Annotated in this window: 17 protein-coding genes (1 of these 17 running past the window's edge); 13 read left to right on the top strand and 4 right to left on the bottom strand. The window is 72.0% G+C overall.

Annotated features, from left to right (window positions below):
* Window positions 1-111 precede the first annotated feature (111 nt).
* The gene (gene pheS, locus L3Q67_RS41045) at window positions 112-1179 is read left to right on the top strand and encodes a phenylalanine--tRNA ligase subunit alpha (protein WP_499186791.1); all 1068 of its coding nucleotides are present in this window, start codon (window positions 112-114) and stop codon (window positions 1177-1179) included.
* Complete coding sequence (gene pheT / locus L3Q67_RS41040) at window positions 1179-3704, top strand: phenylalanine--tRNA ligase subunit beta (protein ID WP_499186790.1); 2526 nt, start codon at window positions 1179-1181, stop codon at window positions 3702-3704. Before pheS ends, pheT begins: the two co-directional genes overlap by 1 nt.
* A gap of 8 nt (window positions 3705-3712) precedes the next feature.
* Here the strand turns inward: pheT and L3Q67_RS41035 are convergent, their stop codons facing one another.
* A complete protein-coding gene (locus tag L3Q67_RS41035; RefSeq protein WP_499186789.1) occupies window positions 3713-4399 on the bottom strand; it encodes a DNA alkylation repair protein in 687 nt (228 codons plus the stop codon).
* Window positions 4400-4528: 129 nt separating this feature from the next.
* Between L3Q67_RS41035 and L3Q67_RS41030 the strand changes: the two genes are divergently transcribed.
* From L3Q67_RS41030 to argH, 8 genes are all read left to right on the top strand, one after another.
* A complete protein-coding gene (locus L3Q67_RS41030) occupies window positions 4529-5008 on the top strand; it encodes a helix-turn-helix domain containing protein (RefSeq protein WP_499186788.1) in 480 nt (159 codons plus the stop codon).
* Between the two features lie 102 nt (window positions 5009-5110).
* Window positions 5111-6148, top strand: coding sequence for an N-acetyl-gamma-glutamyl-phosphate reductase (gene argC / locus L3Q67_RS41025; protein WP_499186787.1), 1038 nt, complete (start codon window positions 5111-5113; stop codon window positions 6146-6148).
* The gene (argJ, locus tag L3Q67_RS41020; RefSeq protein ID WP_499186786.1) at window positions 6145-7296 is read left to right on the top strand and encodes a bifunctional glutamate N-acetyltransferase/amino-acid acetyltransferase; all 1152 of its coding nucleotides are present in this window, start codon (window positions 6145-6147) and stop codon (window positions 7294-7296) included. Before argC ends, argJ begins: the two co-directional genes overlap by 4 nt.
* Window positions 7293-8213, top strand: a complete 921-nt coding sequence (argB, locus tag L3Q67_RS41015) for an acetylglutamate kinase (RefSeq protein ID WP_499186785.1) — start codon at window positions 7293-7295, stop codon at window positions 8211-8213. Before argJ ends, argB begins: the two co-directional genes overlap by 4 nt.
* The gene (locus L3Q67_RS41010; RefSeq protein WP_499186784.1) at window positions 8210-9406 is read left to right on the top strand and encodes an aspartate aminotransferase family protein; all 1197 of its coding nucleotides are present in this window, start codon (window positions 8210-8212) and stop codon (window positions 9404-9406) included. Before argB ends, L3Q67_RS41010 begins: the two co-directional genes overlap by 4 nt.
* 4 nt (window positions 9407-9410) lie before the next feature.
* Window positions 9411-10349 carry an ornithine carbamoyltransferase gene (argF, locus tag L3Q67_RS41005; protein ID WP_499186783.1) on the top strand — a complete coding sequence of 313 codons (939 nt, stop codon included), beginning with the start codon at window positions 9411-9413 and terminating at the stop codon, window positions 10347-10349.
* Window positions 10346-10837, top strand: a complete 492-nt coding sequence (locus L3Q67_RS41000) for an arginine repressor (RefSeq protein ID WP_209665689.1) — start codon at window positions 10346-10348, stop codon at window positions 10835-10837. Before argF ends, L3Q67_RS41000 begins: the two co-directional genes overlap by 4 nt.
* Before the next feature lie 49 nt (window positions 10838-10886).
* Window positions 10887-12302: an argininosuccinate lyase gene (gene argH / locus L3Q67_RS40995; RefSeq protein ID WP_499186782.1), complete on the top strand. Its 1416-nt coding sequence runs from the start codon at window positions 10887-10889 to the stop codon at window positions 12300-12302.
* On the opposite strand, the gene L3Q67_RS40990 is transcribed toward argH, so the two are convergent.
* The 3 genes from L3Q67_RS40990 to L3Q67_RS40980 are packed head-to-tail and all read right to left on the bottom strand — an operon-like array spanning window position 12295 to window position 14070.
* Entirely contained in the window at window positions 12295-12930 is a 636-nt protein-coding gene (locus L3Q67_RS40990; RefSeq protein WP_499186781.1) for a TetR/AcrR family transcriptional regulator, read from the bottom strand. The two genes, argH and L3Q67_RS40990, sit on opposite strands and share 8 nt — an antisense overlap.
* On the bottom strand, window positions 12927-13595 hold the full coding sequence (locus L3Q67_RS40985; protein WP_499186780.1) for a DUF4166 domain-containing protein: 669 nt from the start codon (window positions 13593-13595) through the stop codon (window positions 12927-12929). The genes L3Q67_RS40990 and L3Q67_RS40985 overlap by 4 nt, the downstream gene beginning before the upstream one ends.
* The gene (locus L3Q67_RS40980) at window positions 13564-14070 is read right to left on the bottom strand and encodes a hypothetical protein (protein ID WP_499186779.1); all 507 of its coding nucleotides are present in this window, start codon (window positions 14068-14070) and stop codon (window positions 13564-13566) included. The genes L3Q67_RS40985 and L3Q67_RS40980 overlap by 32 nt, the downstream gene beginning before the upstream one ends.
* 114 nt (window positions 14071-14184) lie before the next feature.
* Here L3Q67_RS40980 and L3Q67_RS40975 point away from each other — a divergent pair, with 114 nt between their 5' ends.
* The 3 genes in view from L3Q67_RS40975 to tyrS are tightly spaced (at most 44 nt apart) and all read left to right on the top strand, a layout consistent with a single transcriptional unit that may run on beyond the window.
* Window positions 14185-14796 carry a VOC family protein gene (locus tag L3Q67_RS40975; protein WP_499186778.1) on the top strand — a complete coding sequence of 204 codons (612 nt, stop codon included), beginning with the start codon at window positions 14185-14187 and terminating at the stop codon, window positions 14794-14796.
* Entirely contained in the window at window positions 14793-15413 is a 621-nt protein-coding gene (locus L3Q67_RS40970) for a DNA-3-methyladenine glycosylase (protein WP_499186777.1), read from the top strand. Before L3Q67_RS40975 ends, L3Q67_RS40970 begins: the two co-directional genes overlap by 4 nt.
* Window positions 15414-15457: 44 nt before the next feature.
* On the top strand, window positions 15458-15745 hold the 5' portion of the coding sequence (tyrS, locus tag L3Q67_RS40965; protein WP_499186776.1) for a tyrosine--tRNA ligase. Its footprint extends 987 nt past the window's final position; the window shows 288 of its 1275 coding nt (coding positions 1-288); it begins with the start codon at window positions 15458-15460; the stop codon falls past the right edge of the window.

Raw genomic sequence — 15745 nt, 5'->3', positions numbered from 1 at the left:
ATCGTCGTTGAGCAGGGGTTAGCCGCCGCGGTGATTCGCCGGTCGCCTAGACTCTGCGGCTGAATGTGCACGTGCGCCCGCGAACCCGTCCCGAGTGGACGCCGAGGAGCTATGTCCGAAGCCAACGACAGCCAGGAGCCGGCCACCGCCGACGCGCTGGCCCCGGAAACCCTGCAGGCCGCCGTCAAGTCCGCGGACACGGACTTCGCCGCGGCCGCGGACCTCGACGCCCTCGCCGCGGTCAAGCCGGCGCACCTGGGTGACAACTCCCCGTTGCTGCTCGCCCGCAGGCAGATCGGCGGCCTTTCCAAGCAGGAGAAGGCCGAAGCGGGCAAGCGGGTCAACGAGGCCCGCGCGGCCGTCCAGCACGCCTTCGACGCGCGCCGTGCCACCCTGCAGGTCGAGCGGGACGAGCGGGTGCTGCGCGAAGAAGCCGTCGACGTGACGCTGCCGTGGGACAAGGTCTCGGCCGGTGCCCGGCACCCGATGACCACGCTCGCCGAGCGGGTCGCCGACGTGTTCGTCGGCATGGGCTACGAGGTCGCCGACGGGCCCGAGCTGGAAGCCGAGTGGTTCAACTTCGACGCGCTGAACTTCGGCAAGGACCACCCCGCGCGCCAGCTGGCGGACACCTTCTACGTGGCGCCGGAGGGCTCCGGCCTGGTGCTGCGCACGCACACCTCGCCGGTGCAGGCCCGGACGCTGCTGCACCGCGACCTGCCGGTCTACGTGGTCTGCCCCGGCCGCACCTACCGCACCGACGAGCTGGACGCCACGCACACGCCGGTGTTCCACCAGGTCGAGGGCCTCGCGGTGGACAAGGGCATCACGATGGCCCACCTCAAGGGCACGCTGGACGCCTTCGCGCGCGCCATGTTCGGGGAGAGCTCGAAAACCCGGCTGCGCCCGCACTTCTTCCCGTTCACCGAGCCGTCGGCCGAGGTCGACGTGTGGTTCGAGCAGAAGAAGGGCGGCCCCGGCTGGGTCGAGTGGGGCGGCTGCGGCATGGTCAACCCCAACGTGCTGCGGTCGTGCGGGGTCGACCCCGAGGTCTACTCGGGCTTCGCGTTCGGCATGGGCCTGGAGCGCACCCTGCAGTTCCGCAACGGCATCCCGGACATGCGCGACATGGTCGAGGGCGACGTCCGGTTCACCCTTCCCTTCGGAACGGAGGCGTAGTGCGAGTTCCCGTCAGCTGGCTGACCGAGCACCTCGAACTCGGTGAGGCGGTCGGGCCGCAGGAGCTGGTCGACGCCTTCGTCCGCATCGGCATCGAGGTCGACGGGATGCACCCGCTCGACACGGTCACCGGCCCGCTGGTGATCGGCCGGGTCGTGGAGATCGAGGAGCTCACCGGGTTCAAGAAGCCGATCCGGTTCTGCCGGGTCGAGGTGGGCGAGGAGCACGCGCCCGAAGAGACCGGCACCGAGGAGCCGGACCCTTCGGCGATCAGGACCCGCGGCATCGTCTGCGGTGCCAGCAACTTCGCCGAGGGCGACCTCGTGGTGGCCGCGCTGCCCGGCGCGGTGCTACCCGGCGGTTTCGCCATCGCCTCGCGCAAGACCTACGGCCGGATCAGCGACGGCATGATCTGCTCGGCCAAGGAGCTGGGGCTCGGCGAGGACCACTCCGGCATCCTGGTGCTGCCGCCGGGGACAGCCGGTCCCGGTGACGACGCCGCCGAGGTGATCGGCCTGGCCGACACCGTGCTGGACCTGGTGCCGACGCCGGACCGCGGCTACGCGCTGTCGATCCGCGGCCTGGCGCGCGAGCTGTCGAACGCGCTCGACGCACCCTTCGGCGACCCGGGACTGCTCGAAGTCCCGGTGGCCGAGGGTGAGGCGTGGCCGGTCCGCATCGAGGACCCCGAAGGCTGCCCGCGCTTCGTGCTGCGCCGGGTCACCGGGCTGGACGCCTCCGCGCCGACGCCGTGGTGGATGCGCCGCCGCCTGCTGCTGGCCGGGATGCGCCCGATCTCGCTGGCCGTGGACGTGACCAACTACGTCATGCTCGAACTGGGTCACCCGCTGCACGCCTTCGACACCAGCGCGGTGCAGGGCGAGCTGGTCGTCCGCCGGGCGAAGCCGGGCGAGAAGCTGACCACGCTGGACGACGCCGAGCGCGAGCTGGACGGCGACGACATCGTCATCGCCGACGACTCCGGCGTCATCTCGCTGGCGGGCACCATGGGCGGCGCGAGCACGGAGATCACCCCGGAAAGCACGGACGTGCTGCTCGAAGCCGCGCACTGGGACCCGTCGTCGATCAGCCGGACCGCGCGCCGGCACAAGCTGTTCTCCGAGGCGGCCAAGCGGTTCGAGCGGTTCACCGACCCGCAGCTCCCGCCCGTGGCGGTGGAGCTGGCGGCGCGGTTGCTGCGCCAGTACGGCGAAGGCCGCATCCAGCCGGGCCGCACCGACGCCGGGCAGGCCCCGCAGCCCACGCCGATCACCATGCCGATGAGCCTGCCGGACGAGGTGGCCGGTGTGCGCTACGACCGCGGGGTCACCGCGCGCAGGCTCACCCAGATCGGCTGCAAGGTCGGCATCGGCACCTCCGACGACGGGAACGCGCTGGTCACCGCCGTGCCGCCGAGCTGGCGCGGTGACCTGGTGCAGCCCGCCGACCTGGTCGAGGAGGTGCTCCGGCTGGAGGGCTACGACAGCATCCCGTCGGAGCTGCCGACCGCCCCGGCCGGTTCCGGGCTGACCGAGGCCCAGCGCCGCCGCCGCACCGTCTCGCGTTCGCTGGCCGCGGCCGGTTACGTCGAGGTGCTGCCCTTCCCGTTCGTCGCGAAGTCCACTTGGGACGCTTTCGGGCTGCCCGAGGACGACGTGCGCCGCAACGCGGTGAAGGTGCTCAACCCGCTGGAGTCCGACAAGGACCAGCTGGCCACCTCGCTGCTGCCCGGTCTGCTGGAAACCTTGCAGCGCAACGTTTCCCGCGGCTTCCGCGACGTCGGCCTCTACCAGGTCGGCCAGGTCGTGCTGCCCGCGGGCAAGCAGACCGCGATGCCCGCGGTCGGCGTGGGGCAGCGCCCCGCCGACGAGGAGCTGGCCGCGCTCGAGGCCGCCGTGCCCGCGCAGCCGGTGCACGTCGCCGTGGTCGCGACCGGTCACCGCGAACGCCCCGGCTGGTGGGGCGAAGGCGCGATGGCCTCGTGGGCGGACGCCATCGAAGCCGCCCGCACCGTCGCCGCGGCCGCCGGCGTCGAGCTGGAGGCCCGCTCGGCGGACCTGCTGCCCTGGCACCCCGGCCGCTGCGCCCGGCTGTTCGCCGGTGACTGGCCGGTCGGCCACGCCGGTGAGCTGCACCCCAAGGTGATCGACGCACTCGGCCTGCCCAAGCGCACGGTGGCGATGGAGCTGGACCTCGACGCGATCCCGCTGGTCGAGCGCCGCCCGGCGCCCGCCGTCTCGCCGTACCCGCCGGTGCTGCTGGACGTGGCACTGGTCGCCGACAGCTCCGTGCCCTCGGCCGAGCTGGCCGAGACGCTGCGCGGTGGTGGCGGCGAACTGCTCGAGAACATCGCGCTGTTCGACGTCTACAGCGGCGAGCAGTTCGAAGCCGGCAAGCGCTCCCTCGCCTACAAGCTGCGGTTCCGCGCGCCGGACCGCACGCTCAAGGTCGAAGAGGCCACTGCCGCCAGGGACGCCGCTGTCGCCGCGGCCGCCGAGCGGTTCGGGGTCACCCTGCGCGCCTGACGCCGTTTTCAGTTTTTCAGGTGCTTGAGCGCCTCCCTTCGCGACAGCGGGGAGAGGCCGCCGTGGTTCTCGGCGAAGGCCAGTACCCACTCCGGGTCGGTCTTCGCCAGTTCCCGCAGGGCCCAGCCGATCCCCTTGCGCAGGAAGAAGTCCGGCTCGCCGATGCTGGCTTCGATGGCTCGCGTGAGCAGTTCGGTGTCGGTGGCGGCCTTCGCCCCGATCTGGCAGATGATCGAGGTGCGGCGCCGCCACCGGTCCTGGCCGGTGGACCACTCCAGCAGCACCGGCTTCAGCACGCGCGGCTCGGCTCGCAGCAGCGGGCCGATCCGGCGGATGGCCACCTCGTCCACGTAGTCCCACCACGCCCCGGTGACGATCAGCTCCTCGTACAACTCGAGCAGATCGGCGGACTGCCAGCCCCGGTAGGCGCCGTGCCCGGTCAGGTCGATCGCCAGGTACCGCTCCTCCCGGTACTCGGCCTCACGCCACAACTGCAGCGTGACCGCGGTGAACTCGGCGACGTCCGCCAGTGGGTGCGCCCGGAACAACCGGTTCGCCAGCTTCCGCCGGGCAGGCGTGGGCACCCCGCGGAAGGGCATCGCCGACTTCATGTACCGCTGCATCTGCGGTGCCTTGGCCGCGTCGCCCAGTTCGGCGAGCCCGGCCCGTGCGGCCGCCACCAGTTCTGCGGTCATAACCGTCCTTCCCCTCGGACCGCTCACCCTAAGCACCCCGACCGACACTTTCCCGCCACCGCGCTCCGCGAGCACCCGATCACCGCCGGTGTCCGCAAACTGTCGGACCCCGTGGCTAGCGTCCGGCGCGTGACAGTTTCCGAACAGCACCGGACCCAGATCCGGACCGAAACCGGTACCTACACCGTCGAGGCGGCCTCCCTGCCGGAGGCGGACCCGCCGCGGGTGGTGGTGGACGTCAACGCCACCGGCCCGCAGGGCGAGCCCGTCGCGGACGGGCGCCTCGAACTCGACCCCACGGCCGCGGCCACGCTGGCCACCGTGCTCTCCAGGGCCCTGCGCTCGGCGGGCGCGCTCGGCCGGTCCGGCGCACGAAGACCAGGTCCACGGCCGGCCCAGCGGGGGCAACCGTGGTCGGCCGAGCAGGACGCCGACCTCGAACGCCGCTGGCTGGCCGGCGAACCGGTCGAGGCGATCGCGGCGGACTTCGGCCGCAGCCCGGGCAGCATCCGCGCCCGCCTGCCCAGGGTGGGCTGCGATCCGGAGGTCCGGGGCGCCCACCTGCCGGAACCACCCAGCCGCCGAGGGGAGGATCCACCAGGTCCGTGACTCCGCGCGGCCCCGCGTGCGACCGGCCCACCGGCGGGAGGAAGGCCCGCCACGCTCCAGCCCAGTTTGTTTAGGATTGCGTCGGCGTGCATAATCATGCGTATGACGGTGAAGGCGGCGGTGGCCGGTGCCAGCGGGTACGCGGGGGGCGAACTCCTGCGCCTGCTGCTGGTCCACCCGGAGATCGAAATCGGCGCGCTCACGGCGGCGAGCAGCGCGGGGGACCGGCTGGGCAAGCACCAGCCGCACCTCGTGCCGCTCGCCGACCGGGTGCTCGCCGAGACGACGGCGGACACGCTTGCCGGGCACGACGTGGTGTTCCTCGCCCTGCCCCACGGGCATTCCGGCGAGATCGCCGCGCAGCTCGGTGAGGAGGTGCTGGTGGTCGACCTCGGTGCCGACCACCGGCTGCGCGACGCCTCGGACTGGCAGCGCTGGTACAGCGGCGAGCACGCGGGCACCTGGCCCTACGGCCTGCCCGAACTGCCCGGCGCCAGGGAGAAGCTGTACGGCACCAAGCGGATCGCCGTGCCCGGCTGCTTCCCGACCGGTGGCTCGCTGGCGCTCGCGCCCGCTTTCGCCGCGGGGCTGGTCGAGCCGGAGGCGCACTTCGTCTCGGTGACCGGCACCTCGGGTGCGGGCAAGAGCGCCAAGCCGCACCTGCTCGGCTCCGAGGTGATGGGCTCGGCCAGCGCGTACGGCGTCGGCGGAGCGCATCGGCACACGCCGGAGTTCGCGCAGAACCTCGGGCTGGTCGCGGGCGAGCGGGTGACCGTCTCGTTCACGCCGGTGCTCGCCCCGATGCCGCGCGGGATCCTGACCACGGCGAGCGCGCCCCTGCGCTCGGACTTGGGCGCTGTGGATGCTGACGCGATCAGGGCCGAGTACGAGAAGGCCTACCACGACGAGCCGTTCGTGCACCTGCTGCCGGAGGGCAGCTGGCCGGCCACCGCCGCCGTGCTGGGCTCGAACGCCGTGCAGTTGCAGGTGACCGTGGACGCCGACGCCCGGCGCCTGGTGGTCATCGCCGCGCTGGACAACCTGACCAAGGGCACCGCCGGGGGCGCGGTGCAGTCGGCGAACCTGGCACTGGGTTTTGACGAGACCACCGGACTTTCCACAGTGGGAGTAGCACCATGACGATCACCGCGCCGCAGGGCTTCCGGGCCGCCGGGGTGACCGCGGGCCTCAAGCCCAGCGGCAAACCCGACGTCGCCCTCGTGGTCAACGAGGGCCCGTCCGACGTGGCCGCGGCCGTGTTCACCACGAACCGCTGCAAGGCCAACCCGGTCCTGTGGAGCGAGCGCGCGCTCGACGACGGCCGCGCCCGCGCGGTCGTGCTCAACTCCGGTGGCGCCAACTGCTACACCGGCCCGCAGGGGTTCCAGAACACGCACAGCGCCGCCGAGCAGGTCGCCGCCCGGCTGGGCCTCGGCGCCGTCGAGGTGGTCGTCTGCTCGACCGGCCTGATCGGCGAGCAGTTGCAGGCGGACAAGCTGCGCACCGGGATCGACGCCGCCGTCGAGGCGTTGTCGGCGGACGGCGGCCCGGCCGCCGCCGAGGCCATCATGACCACCGACACCCGGGCCAAGGAGGCGGTGTACGAGGGCAAGGGTTTCCGCATCGGCGGCATCGCCAAGGGGGCGGGCATGCTGGCCCCCGCGCTCGCCACCATGCTCGTGGTCCTCACCACCGACGCCGACGTGGACGCGGCCACCGCGGACGCCGCGCTGCGCGAAGCCACCCGGCTCACCTTCGACCGGCTCGATTCCGACGGCTGCATGTCCACCAACGACACCGTGGTCCTGCTGTGCAGCGGGTCCTCCGGGGTGAAGCCGGGGCCGAACGAGTTCGGCGAGGTGCTGCGCGACCTCTGCCACGACCTCGCCCAGCAACTGCTCGCCGACGCCGAGGGCGCCGACCACGACATCAGCATCGAGGTGGTGAACGCGGCCACCGAGCAGGACGCGGTGGACGTGGGCCGGGCCATCGCCCGCAGCAACCTGTTCAAGACCGCGGTGTTCGGCAAGGACCCGAACTGGGGCCGCATCCTCGCCTCGGTCGGCACCACCGAGGCGGTGTTCGAGCCGGACCGCCTCGACGTGGCGTTCAACGGTGTCTGGGTGTGCCGCGGTGGTGAACCGGGTGAGCCACGCGAAAAGGTGGACCTGAACCCGCGCGAGGTGACCGTGACCGTCGACCTCAAGGCGGGCGTGGCCGCGGCCACCATCTGGACGAACGACCTCACGCACGCCTACGTGCACGAGAACTCGGCGTACTCGACGTGACCCCGTCCGAATCGGTGATCAGCGCCGACGAACGGCTGACCACGGCCGCCGAGAAGGCGGGTGTGCTGGTCGAGGCGCTGCCGTGGCTGCAGCGGTTCCACGGGGCCACCGTCGTGGTCAAGTACGGCGGCAACGCGATGATCGACGACGAGCTCAAGCGCGCCTTCGCCGAGGACATGGTGTTCCTCCGCCTCGCCGGGCTGCGCCCGGTGGTGGTGCACGGCGGCGGGCCGCAGATCAGCGCGATGCTCGGGCGGCTCGGCATCGAAGGCGAGTTCAAGGGCGGCCTGCGGGTCACCACGCCGGAGACCATGGACATCGTGCGCATGGTGCTGGTCGGGCAGGTCAGCCGCGAGCTGGTCGGCCTGATCAACGCACACGGCCCGTACGCGGTCGGCATCTCCGGTGAGGACGCGCGGCTGTTCACCGCGGAACGCAAGCAGGCCACGGTGGACGGCGAGGCGGTGGACATCGGCCTGGTCGGCGAGGTGGCCTCGGTCAACCCGGACGCGGTGCTCGACATCGTGAACGCGGGCCGCATCCCGGTGGTCTCCACGGTCGCCCCGGACGTGGACGGCGTGGTGCACAACGTCAACGCCGACACCGCCGCCGGTGCGCTGGCCGCCGCGCTCGGTGCCGAGAAGCTGGTGGTGCTCACCGACGTCGAGGGCCTCTACGCGAACTGGCCCGACCGGTCCTCGCTGGTGGACCGGATCCGGGTGGACCGGCTGGAGCAGCTCCTGCCGGGGCTGGCCAGCGGCATGATCCCGAAGATGGAGGCCTGCGTGCGCGCCATCCGCGGCGGGGTCCGGCGGGCGCACGTGATCGACGGGCGCATCGCGCACTCGGTGCTGCTCGAAGTGTTCACCAGCCAGGGGATCGGCACCATGGTGCTGCGGGAAGGAGAGCCGGGATGACGACCATCGAGTCCAATGAGGACGGTCAGGCGCGCTGGCGCTCCGCGCTGATGGACAACTACGGCACCCCGAAGCTCACCCTGGTGCGCGGCGAGGGTGCGACGGTGTGGGACGCCGACGGCAAGTCCTATGTGGACATGATCGGCGGCATCGCGGTCAACGCGCTCGGGCACGCCCACCCGGCGGTGGTCGAGGCGGTGACCACGCAGGTCAAGCAGCTCGGGCACACCTCGAACCTCTACATCAACCCGGTGACCGTCGAGCTGGCCGAGGCACTGCTCGACGTGGCCGGCCTGCGGGGCGGCGGCAAGGTCCTGTTCGTCAACTCCGGTGCCGAGGCCAACGAAGCCGCGCTCAAGATCAGCAGGCGCACCGGCCGCACCAAGGTGATCGCCTGCGAGGGCGCCTTCCACGGCCGGACCATGGGCGCGCTGTCGCTCACCGGGCAGCCCGCGAAGAAGGAGCCGTTCGTACCGCTGGTGCCGGGCGTCGAACACGTCCCGTTCGGTGACGTCGACGCGCTGCGGGCCGCGGTGGACACCGACACCGCCGCGGTCTTCCTGGAGCCGATCCTCGGCGAGGGCGGTGTGGTGCCCGCGCCGGACGGCTACCTGCGCGCGGCCAGGGAGATCACCGAAGCGGCCGGCGCGCTGCTGGTGCTCGACGAGGTGCAGACCGGCATCGGCCGCACTGGTGCCTGGTTCGCCTACCAGCACGACGGCATCGTGCCGGACGTGATCACGCTGGCCAAGGGCCTCGGCGGCGGCCTGCCGCTGGGCGCGGTGATCGGTGTGGGCGCGGCGGCCGACCTGTTCGGCCCCGGCCACCACGGCACCACCTTCGGCGGCAACCCGGTGTCCTGCGCGGCCGGGCTGGCCGTGCTCCGCACCATCGCCGCCGAGGGGCTGAACGAGCACGTCGCCGCGCTGGGCAAGGAGATCACCGCCGGCGTCGAACAGCTCGGGCACCCGCTGGTGACCGGCGTGCGCGGCCACGGGCTGCTGCTCGGCATCACGCTGGCGGAACCGGCCTCGGCCGCGGTCGCCGCCGCCGCCCAGGACGCCGGTTACCTGGTCAACCCGATCCAGCCGGACACCGTCCGCCTGGCACCCCCGCTGACCCTGAGCGCGCAGGAGGCGGCCGGTTTCCTGGCCGCGCTGCCCGACGCGCTCGGCACCACCACCCAGGACTGAACCCATGCCAAGGCACTTCCTCCGTGACGACGACCTGACCCCTGTCGAGCAGCTCGCCGTGCTCGACCTGGCCGACCAGCTCAAGGCCGCCCCGCTGAGCTCGCGGGCGCTCGAGGGCAAGTCGATCGCGGCCATCTTCGAGAAGAACTCCACCCGCACCCGGCTCTCTTTCGACGTCGGGATCGCCCAGCTCGGCGGGCACCCGGTGATCGTCGACGGCCGGTCCATGCAGCTCGGCCGCGAGGAGACCATCGAGGACACCTCGCGGGTGCTTTCCCGGTACGTCGACGCCGTGGTCTGGCGGACCTTCGCGCAGAAGCGCATGGACGCGATGGCCGCGGTCTCCCGGATTCCGGTGATCAACGCGCTCACCGACGAGTTCCACCCCTGCCAGGTGCTCACCGACCTGCAGACCATCCGCGAGCGCAAGGGCAAGCTCGCCGGGCTGACCCTGGTCTACCTCGGCGACGGCGCCAACAACATGGCGCATTCGCTGCTGCTCGGCGGCACCACCGCGGGCCTGCACGTCCGCGTGGTCTCGCCGGAGGGTTTCCAGCCGGACCAGCAGGTGATGCTGGACGCCAAGCACCGCGCGTCCGAGACCGGGGGCAGCGCGACCGTGTTCACCGACCCGCACGCCGCGGTCGACGGGGCCGATGTGCTGGTCACCGACACCTGGACCTCGATGGGCCAGGAGAACGACGGGCTCGACCGCGTCGGCCCGTTCCGCTCGCTCCAGGTGAACGCAGCCCTGCTGGAGCGAGCCGCGCCGGAGGCGATCGTGCTGCACTGCCTGCCCGCGCACCGCGGCTGGGAGATCACCGACGAGGTGCTCGACGGCCCGGCCAGCGCGGTGTGGGACGAGGCGGAGAACCGGCTGCACGCGCAGAAGGCGCTGCTGGTCTGGCTGTTCGAGAACAAGCACGACGAGCGACGCCGATGAGCAGGGCGGCCAGGCAGGCGCGGATCATCGAGCTGGTGTCCACGATGGCCATCCGCAGCCAGACCGAGCTGGCCAAGCTGCTGGCCGCCGAGGGCACCGACGTCACCCAGGCGACCCTGTCGCGCGATCTCGACGAACTGGGCGCGGTGAAGTTGCGCGGCGCCGATTCGGGTGCGCCGGTGTACGTGATCCCGGAGGACGGCAGCCCGGTGCGCGGGGTCCAGGGTGGGACCTCCCGCCTGGCCAAGCTGCTCGCCGAGCTGATGGTCTCGGTGGACGCTTCCGGCAATCTCATGGTGCTGCGCACCCCGCCGGGTGCGGCGCAGTTCCTCGCCAGCGCGATCGACCGGGCCGCGCTGGAGGAGGTCGTCGGTTCCATCGCCGGCGACGACACCGTGGCGGTCATCGCGCGCGAGCCGCTGACCGGCAAGGGCCTGGCCGAGCGGTTCGCCGAGCTGGCGGACCGCTCGTCCACTCCCGAGGAGTGAGTAGGGTGCCCGGCGAACGACGACTTCAGCGACGAGAAAGTGTGAGCGAGTGAGCGCGAAAGAACAGCCGGTCCAGTTGTGGGGCGGCAGGTTCGCCAGCGGACCGGCCGAGGCGATGGCGGCGTTGAGCCTGTCGACGCACTTCGACTGGCGGCTGGCACCGTACGACATCGCCGGTTCGCGGGCGCACGCCCGGGTGCTGCGCAAGGCCGGGCTGCTCACCGAGGACGAGCTGACCGGGATGCTGGCCGCGCTGGCTGCGCTCGCTGAGGACGTGGCGTCCGGCGCGTTCAGTCCGGAGATCGCGGACGAGGACGTGCACACCGCGCTCGAACGCGGGCTGCTGGAGCGTGCGGGTGCCGATCTGGGCGGCAAGCTGCGCGCGGGCCGTTCGCGCAACGACCAGGTCGCCACGTTGTTCCGGATGTATCTGCGTGACGCCGCGCGCCGGATGATCGCGGGCACGCTCGACGTGGTCGAGGCGCTGGTGTCGCAGGCCGAACGCAACGCCGACGCGATCCTGCCCGGCCGGACCCACCTCCAGCACGCGCAGCCGGTGCTGCTCGCGCACCACCTCCAGGCCCACGCGCACGCGCTGCTGCGTGACGTCGGCCGCCTGCGGGACTGGGACGCGCGGACCGCCGAGTCGCCCTACGGTTCCGGCGCGCTCGCCGGTTCCTCGCTCGGCCTCGACCCGGAAGCCGTGGCCGCGGAACTGGGCTTCGACACCTCCGTGGAGAACTCCATCGACGGCACGGCGTCGAGGGACTTCGCCGCCGAGTTCGCCTTCGCGCTCGCCATGCTCGGCGTGAACCTGTCGCGGATCGCCGAAGAGGTGATCATCTGGAACACCGCCGAGTTCGGCTACGTCACGCTCGACGACGCCTGGGCCACCGGCAGTTCGATCATGCCGCAGAAGAAGAACCCGGACGTGGCCGAGCTGACCCGCGGCAAGTCCGGCAGGCTGATCGGCAACCTCACCGGCCTGCTCGCCACGCTCAAGGCGCAGCCGCTGGCCTACAACCGGGACCTGCAGGAGGACAAGGAGCCGGTGTTCGACTCGGTCGAGCAGCTGGACCTGCTGTTCCCGGCGCTGGCGGGCATGCTCGGCACGCTCACCTTCCACACCCGCCGCCTCGCCGAACTGGCGCCCGCGGGCTTCACCCTGGCCACCGACATCGCGGAATGGCTGGTGCGCCAAGGGGTTCCGTTCCGTGTGGCGCACGAGGCCGCGGGGGAGTGCGTCCGCGTGGCCGAGGGCCGCGGCGCCGGTCTCGAAGACCTGACCGACGACGAGCTGGCGAAGATTCACCCCACGCTCACCCCCGCCGTGCGCGAGGTGCTGACCATCGAAGGCTCGGTCGCTTCTCGCGACGCGCGCGGCGGGACCGCGCCCGTGCGGGTCACCGAACAACGCGAGCGACTGGTGCAGCGGATCGGCGGACTGCGCGACTGGCTCAAGTAGCGCGGTTCTTCGCCGCCGACCGCAGTTTCGCCCGCACGGCCTTGGTGGCCATCGGGCCGAGGTTTTCTAGCACGTCGGCCAGGGCGGCGAGCTGAGCCAGCGCGCCCAGCGCCTGCTCACCGCCTTCCTGGTCGACCGTCTCGAACAGCGTGAGCCCGAGGAACCCGGCCGAGGTCGCCCGCGCCAGCCCGGCCGGATCGGCGAACTCGGTCAGCGGTGAACCGGCGAGCACGCGCACCAGCGTGCTCTCCACCTCGGCCGTCCACTTGCCCAGCGCCTCGCGGGTGGCTTCGGCGAGCCGCCCGCCGCTCTGCGCTCCGGCGAGCGCCTGGGCCAGGACGGCGAGGTTGCCGTCGGCGCGTTCGGTCTCGTGGATTTCGCGCCCGAGGTCGAGCAGTTCGCTGAGCGAGGCCACCGAAGCGAACCGGTCCCGGTAGGTGGCGACCCGTGCTTCGGTGGTCTGCACGCAGGCCTGGGCGATCAGTTCCTCCACGGTGCCGAAGTGGTAGAAGATCAGCGCCTGGTTCGCCCCGGCGGCGGCCGCCACCGAGCGGGCGGACACCGCGGTGATGCCCTGACCGCGGATGACCGCCAGCACGCCCTCGACCAGCCGTTGCTTGGTGTTCACCACAACACCTTCTCGCGCAGGGGTTTCACCGCGCCGCTCACCCTCTGCTCGACGAAGGTGGCGGTGAACCGGCCGTGGTAGCCGAACACCGGGCCGAACCGCGGGTTGGCCACCACCACCTCGATCCGGAACTGCCCGAGGTCCTCGTCGAACCACTCCTCGACCACCGCGGTGCCGGCGATCCGCGGCGGCAGCACCGTCCGCAGTGGACCTTCGTGCAGCCGGAACTCTCCCGAGGTGAGCCGGAATCCACCGTCGCCGCGCACCTCCGGCCGCAGGTCGGTCGCCACGTGCTGGTGCGTGCCGAGGTAGTCGACGATGCGCCCGCTCCTCGGGTCGAGCACCATCTGCGCGTCGAACCGCCGCCGCCTGCCGGGGAGTTCGAAGGTGCGCACGAACGACAGCGTCTCGCGGCCGAAAGAGTCCGCGTACGGGTAGTTCTCGATGGTGAACGGCACGTCGTGGCCCTGTTCGGGGAAGAGGATGTGCCGGGTGGTGCCCAGTCGCAGGAACGGCGCGGTGAACGCCGGACCACGCCAGATCCGCTCCATCACCCCGCGTCCGATCATGCCGGTCCCGGACGCGGTGCCCAGGCTGAGCCGCTGCCGCACCCGCGGGTGCAGGCGCGGGAAGTCAGCACCGAAAGCTTGTTCGAAGATGGTCAAGTCGCCTCCTTTGTCCTTCCGGCTCGACACCGTCTTCGAGCCAGCGGCGGAGCAGTTCGAACGAGTGCGCGGTGAGCCGGGCGAAGACCGGCCGGAAGACCCGGTCGGCCGCGTCGCCGAGCGCGCCCCAGCGCGTCGTGTAGTCGAAGCCGGTGGTGAAACGGACGCCATCCGGCTCCGGTGCGTACCGCCAGTACCCCGAGCCCTGGCGGATGAGCGACAGCGGATCGGCCGAGCGGAACTCCAGCGCCGAAGTGCAGCCGCCGTCCGGCCGGTGCCGTTCGCCGGCGTGCGTGCCCACCCCGGTCACCGCCACGCCGAGGAAGCGGCTGGTGTACCGGAACCGGCCGGGCGCCAGCGGCACGATTTCGGCGAACCGCAGGTCCCAGCGCTGGTGCAGCGCCGGGTCCTGGGTGTAGCGCCAGAGTGTGCCGAGGTCCGTCCGGATGCTCGTCTCCACCTCGATCCGGGCCATCACGCCTCCTCTTGAGCGACCGCTCAAATCACTGTAGCCCGAGTTGAGCGATTGCTCAAAACTCACGCTGGCTAGGCTCGTCAGGGGGAAAACGGACACGAAGAGGGGAGCGCGGTGCTGGATCACCTGGTCTACGCGACACCGGACCTCGCCAGGACGGTCGACGACCTGGCCGAACGCGGAATCACGCTGAGTCCCGGCGGGCCGCACCCCGGCCTGGGCACGCGCAACCACCTCGCCGCACTCGGCGAGAACGCGTTCCTGGAGGTCATCGGCCCGGACCCGGAGCAGCCCGAGCCGGCCACACCCCGGCCCTTCGGCATCGACGAACTCACCGCGCCCAGGCTGGTGACCTGGGCGATCCAGGTGCCGGACCTCGATGCGGCACTGGACCGCGCCCGCGTGGCCGGGCACGAACCCGGCGACGCCGTGCCGATGTCCCGCCGCCGTCCCGACGGTGTGCTGCTGTCCTGGCGGCTGGCCTTCCCGCCGGACGATCGCGGCGGGCTCGTGCCGTTCGTGATCGGCTGGGGCGACACACCACACCCGTCGCGCACCGCCGTGACCGGCACGCGCCTGATCTCACTGCGTGGCGAGCACCCCGATCCGGCGAGCTTCGCCCCGGTGTTCGCCGCGCTGGACACCGAACTCGCGGTGACGAAGGCAGCCGAACCGGCCCTGGTGGCCGAGTTCGCCACCACTTCGGGCGCGCTGGTGCTGAAATGACGGGGCGACTGGTCACCGCGGACGAACTGGCCATCGACCCGGTCGTCGCGGCACCGTTCCTGCTGGGCTGCGAGATCGAGGCCGACGGCCCCGACGGCACGGTCCGTGTGCGCCTGGTCGAGGTGGAGGCCTATCGCGGCCACGACGATCCGGCGTCGCACTGCTACCGCGGCCGGACTCCGCGCAACGACGTGATGTGGGGCCCGGCGGGTCACCTGTACGTGTACTTCGTCTACGGGATGCACTTCTGCGCCAACGTGGTGTGCGCCACGGACGGGGTGCCCGGCGCGGTGTTGCTGCGCGCGGCCGAGGTCGTCGAAGGCGCCGACGTCGTCCGTGCCAGACGGCCGAAGGCCCGCTCCGCCACGGTCGCGAACGGCCCGGCGATCCTCACCTCGGCGCTCGGCCTTGACCGCGCGCACAACGGCACCGACCTGCTCGACCCCGGTTCGCCGGTGCGGTTGCTGACTGGGGAGCGCGTCCCCACCAGCGAGATCCGCACCGGCCCGCGGGTCGGCGTCGCCGCGGCGATGGACACCCCGTGGCGGTTCTGGGTGGACGGCTCGCCCGCGGTGTCGACCTACCGGCGAGGCGGGCGGGTGCGGCCGGGGCGGTGAGCCCGCCCGGAATCCGATTGCGCTGGTGGGGGATCATTCAGGGCGTGAGTGAGCACATCCTTGACGAACTGTCCTGGCGCGGCCTGATCGCGCAGTCCACCGACGTCGACGCCCTGCGCCGAGACCTGGACCAGGGCCCGCTCACGCTCTATTGCGGCTTCGACCCGACCGCGCCCAGCCTGCACGCGGGCAACCTGGTTCCGCTGCTGATGCTGAGCCGGTTCCAGCGCGCCGGGCACCGGCCGATCGTGCTGGCCGGCGGCGCCACCGGGATGATCGGTGACCCGCGCGACACCGGGGAGCGCACGCTGAACACGCTCGACGTGGTCGGT

The sequence above is a fragment of the Saccharothrix sp. AJ9571 genome (genome assembly GCF_021725495.1).
In the GTDB taxonomy this organism is placed as follows: Bacteria; Actinomycetota; Actinomycetes; order Mycobacteriales; family Pseudonocardiaceae; genus Amycolatopsis; species Amycolatopsis magusensis.
Note: the sequence above shows the minus strand (reverse complement) of the source record. Positions and strands in the feature narration are given on the sequence as shown.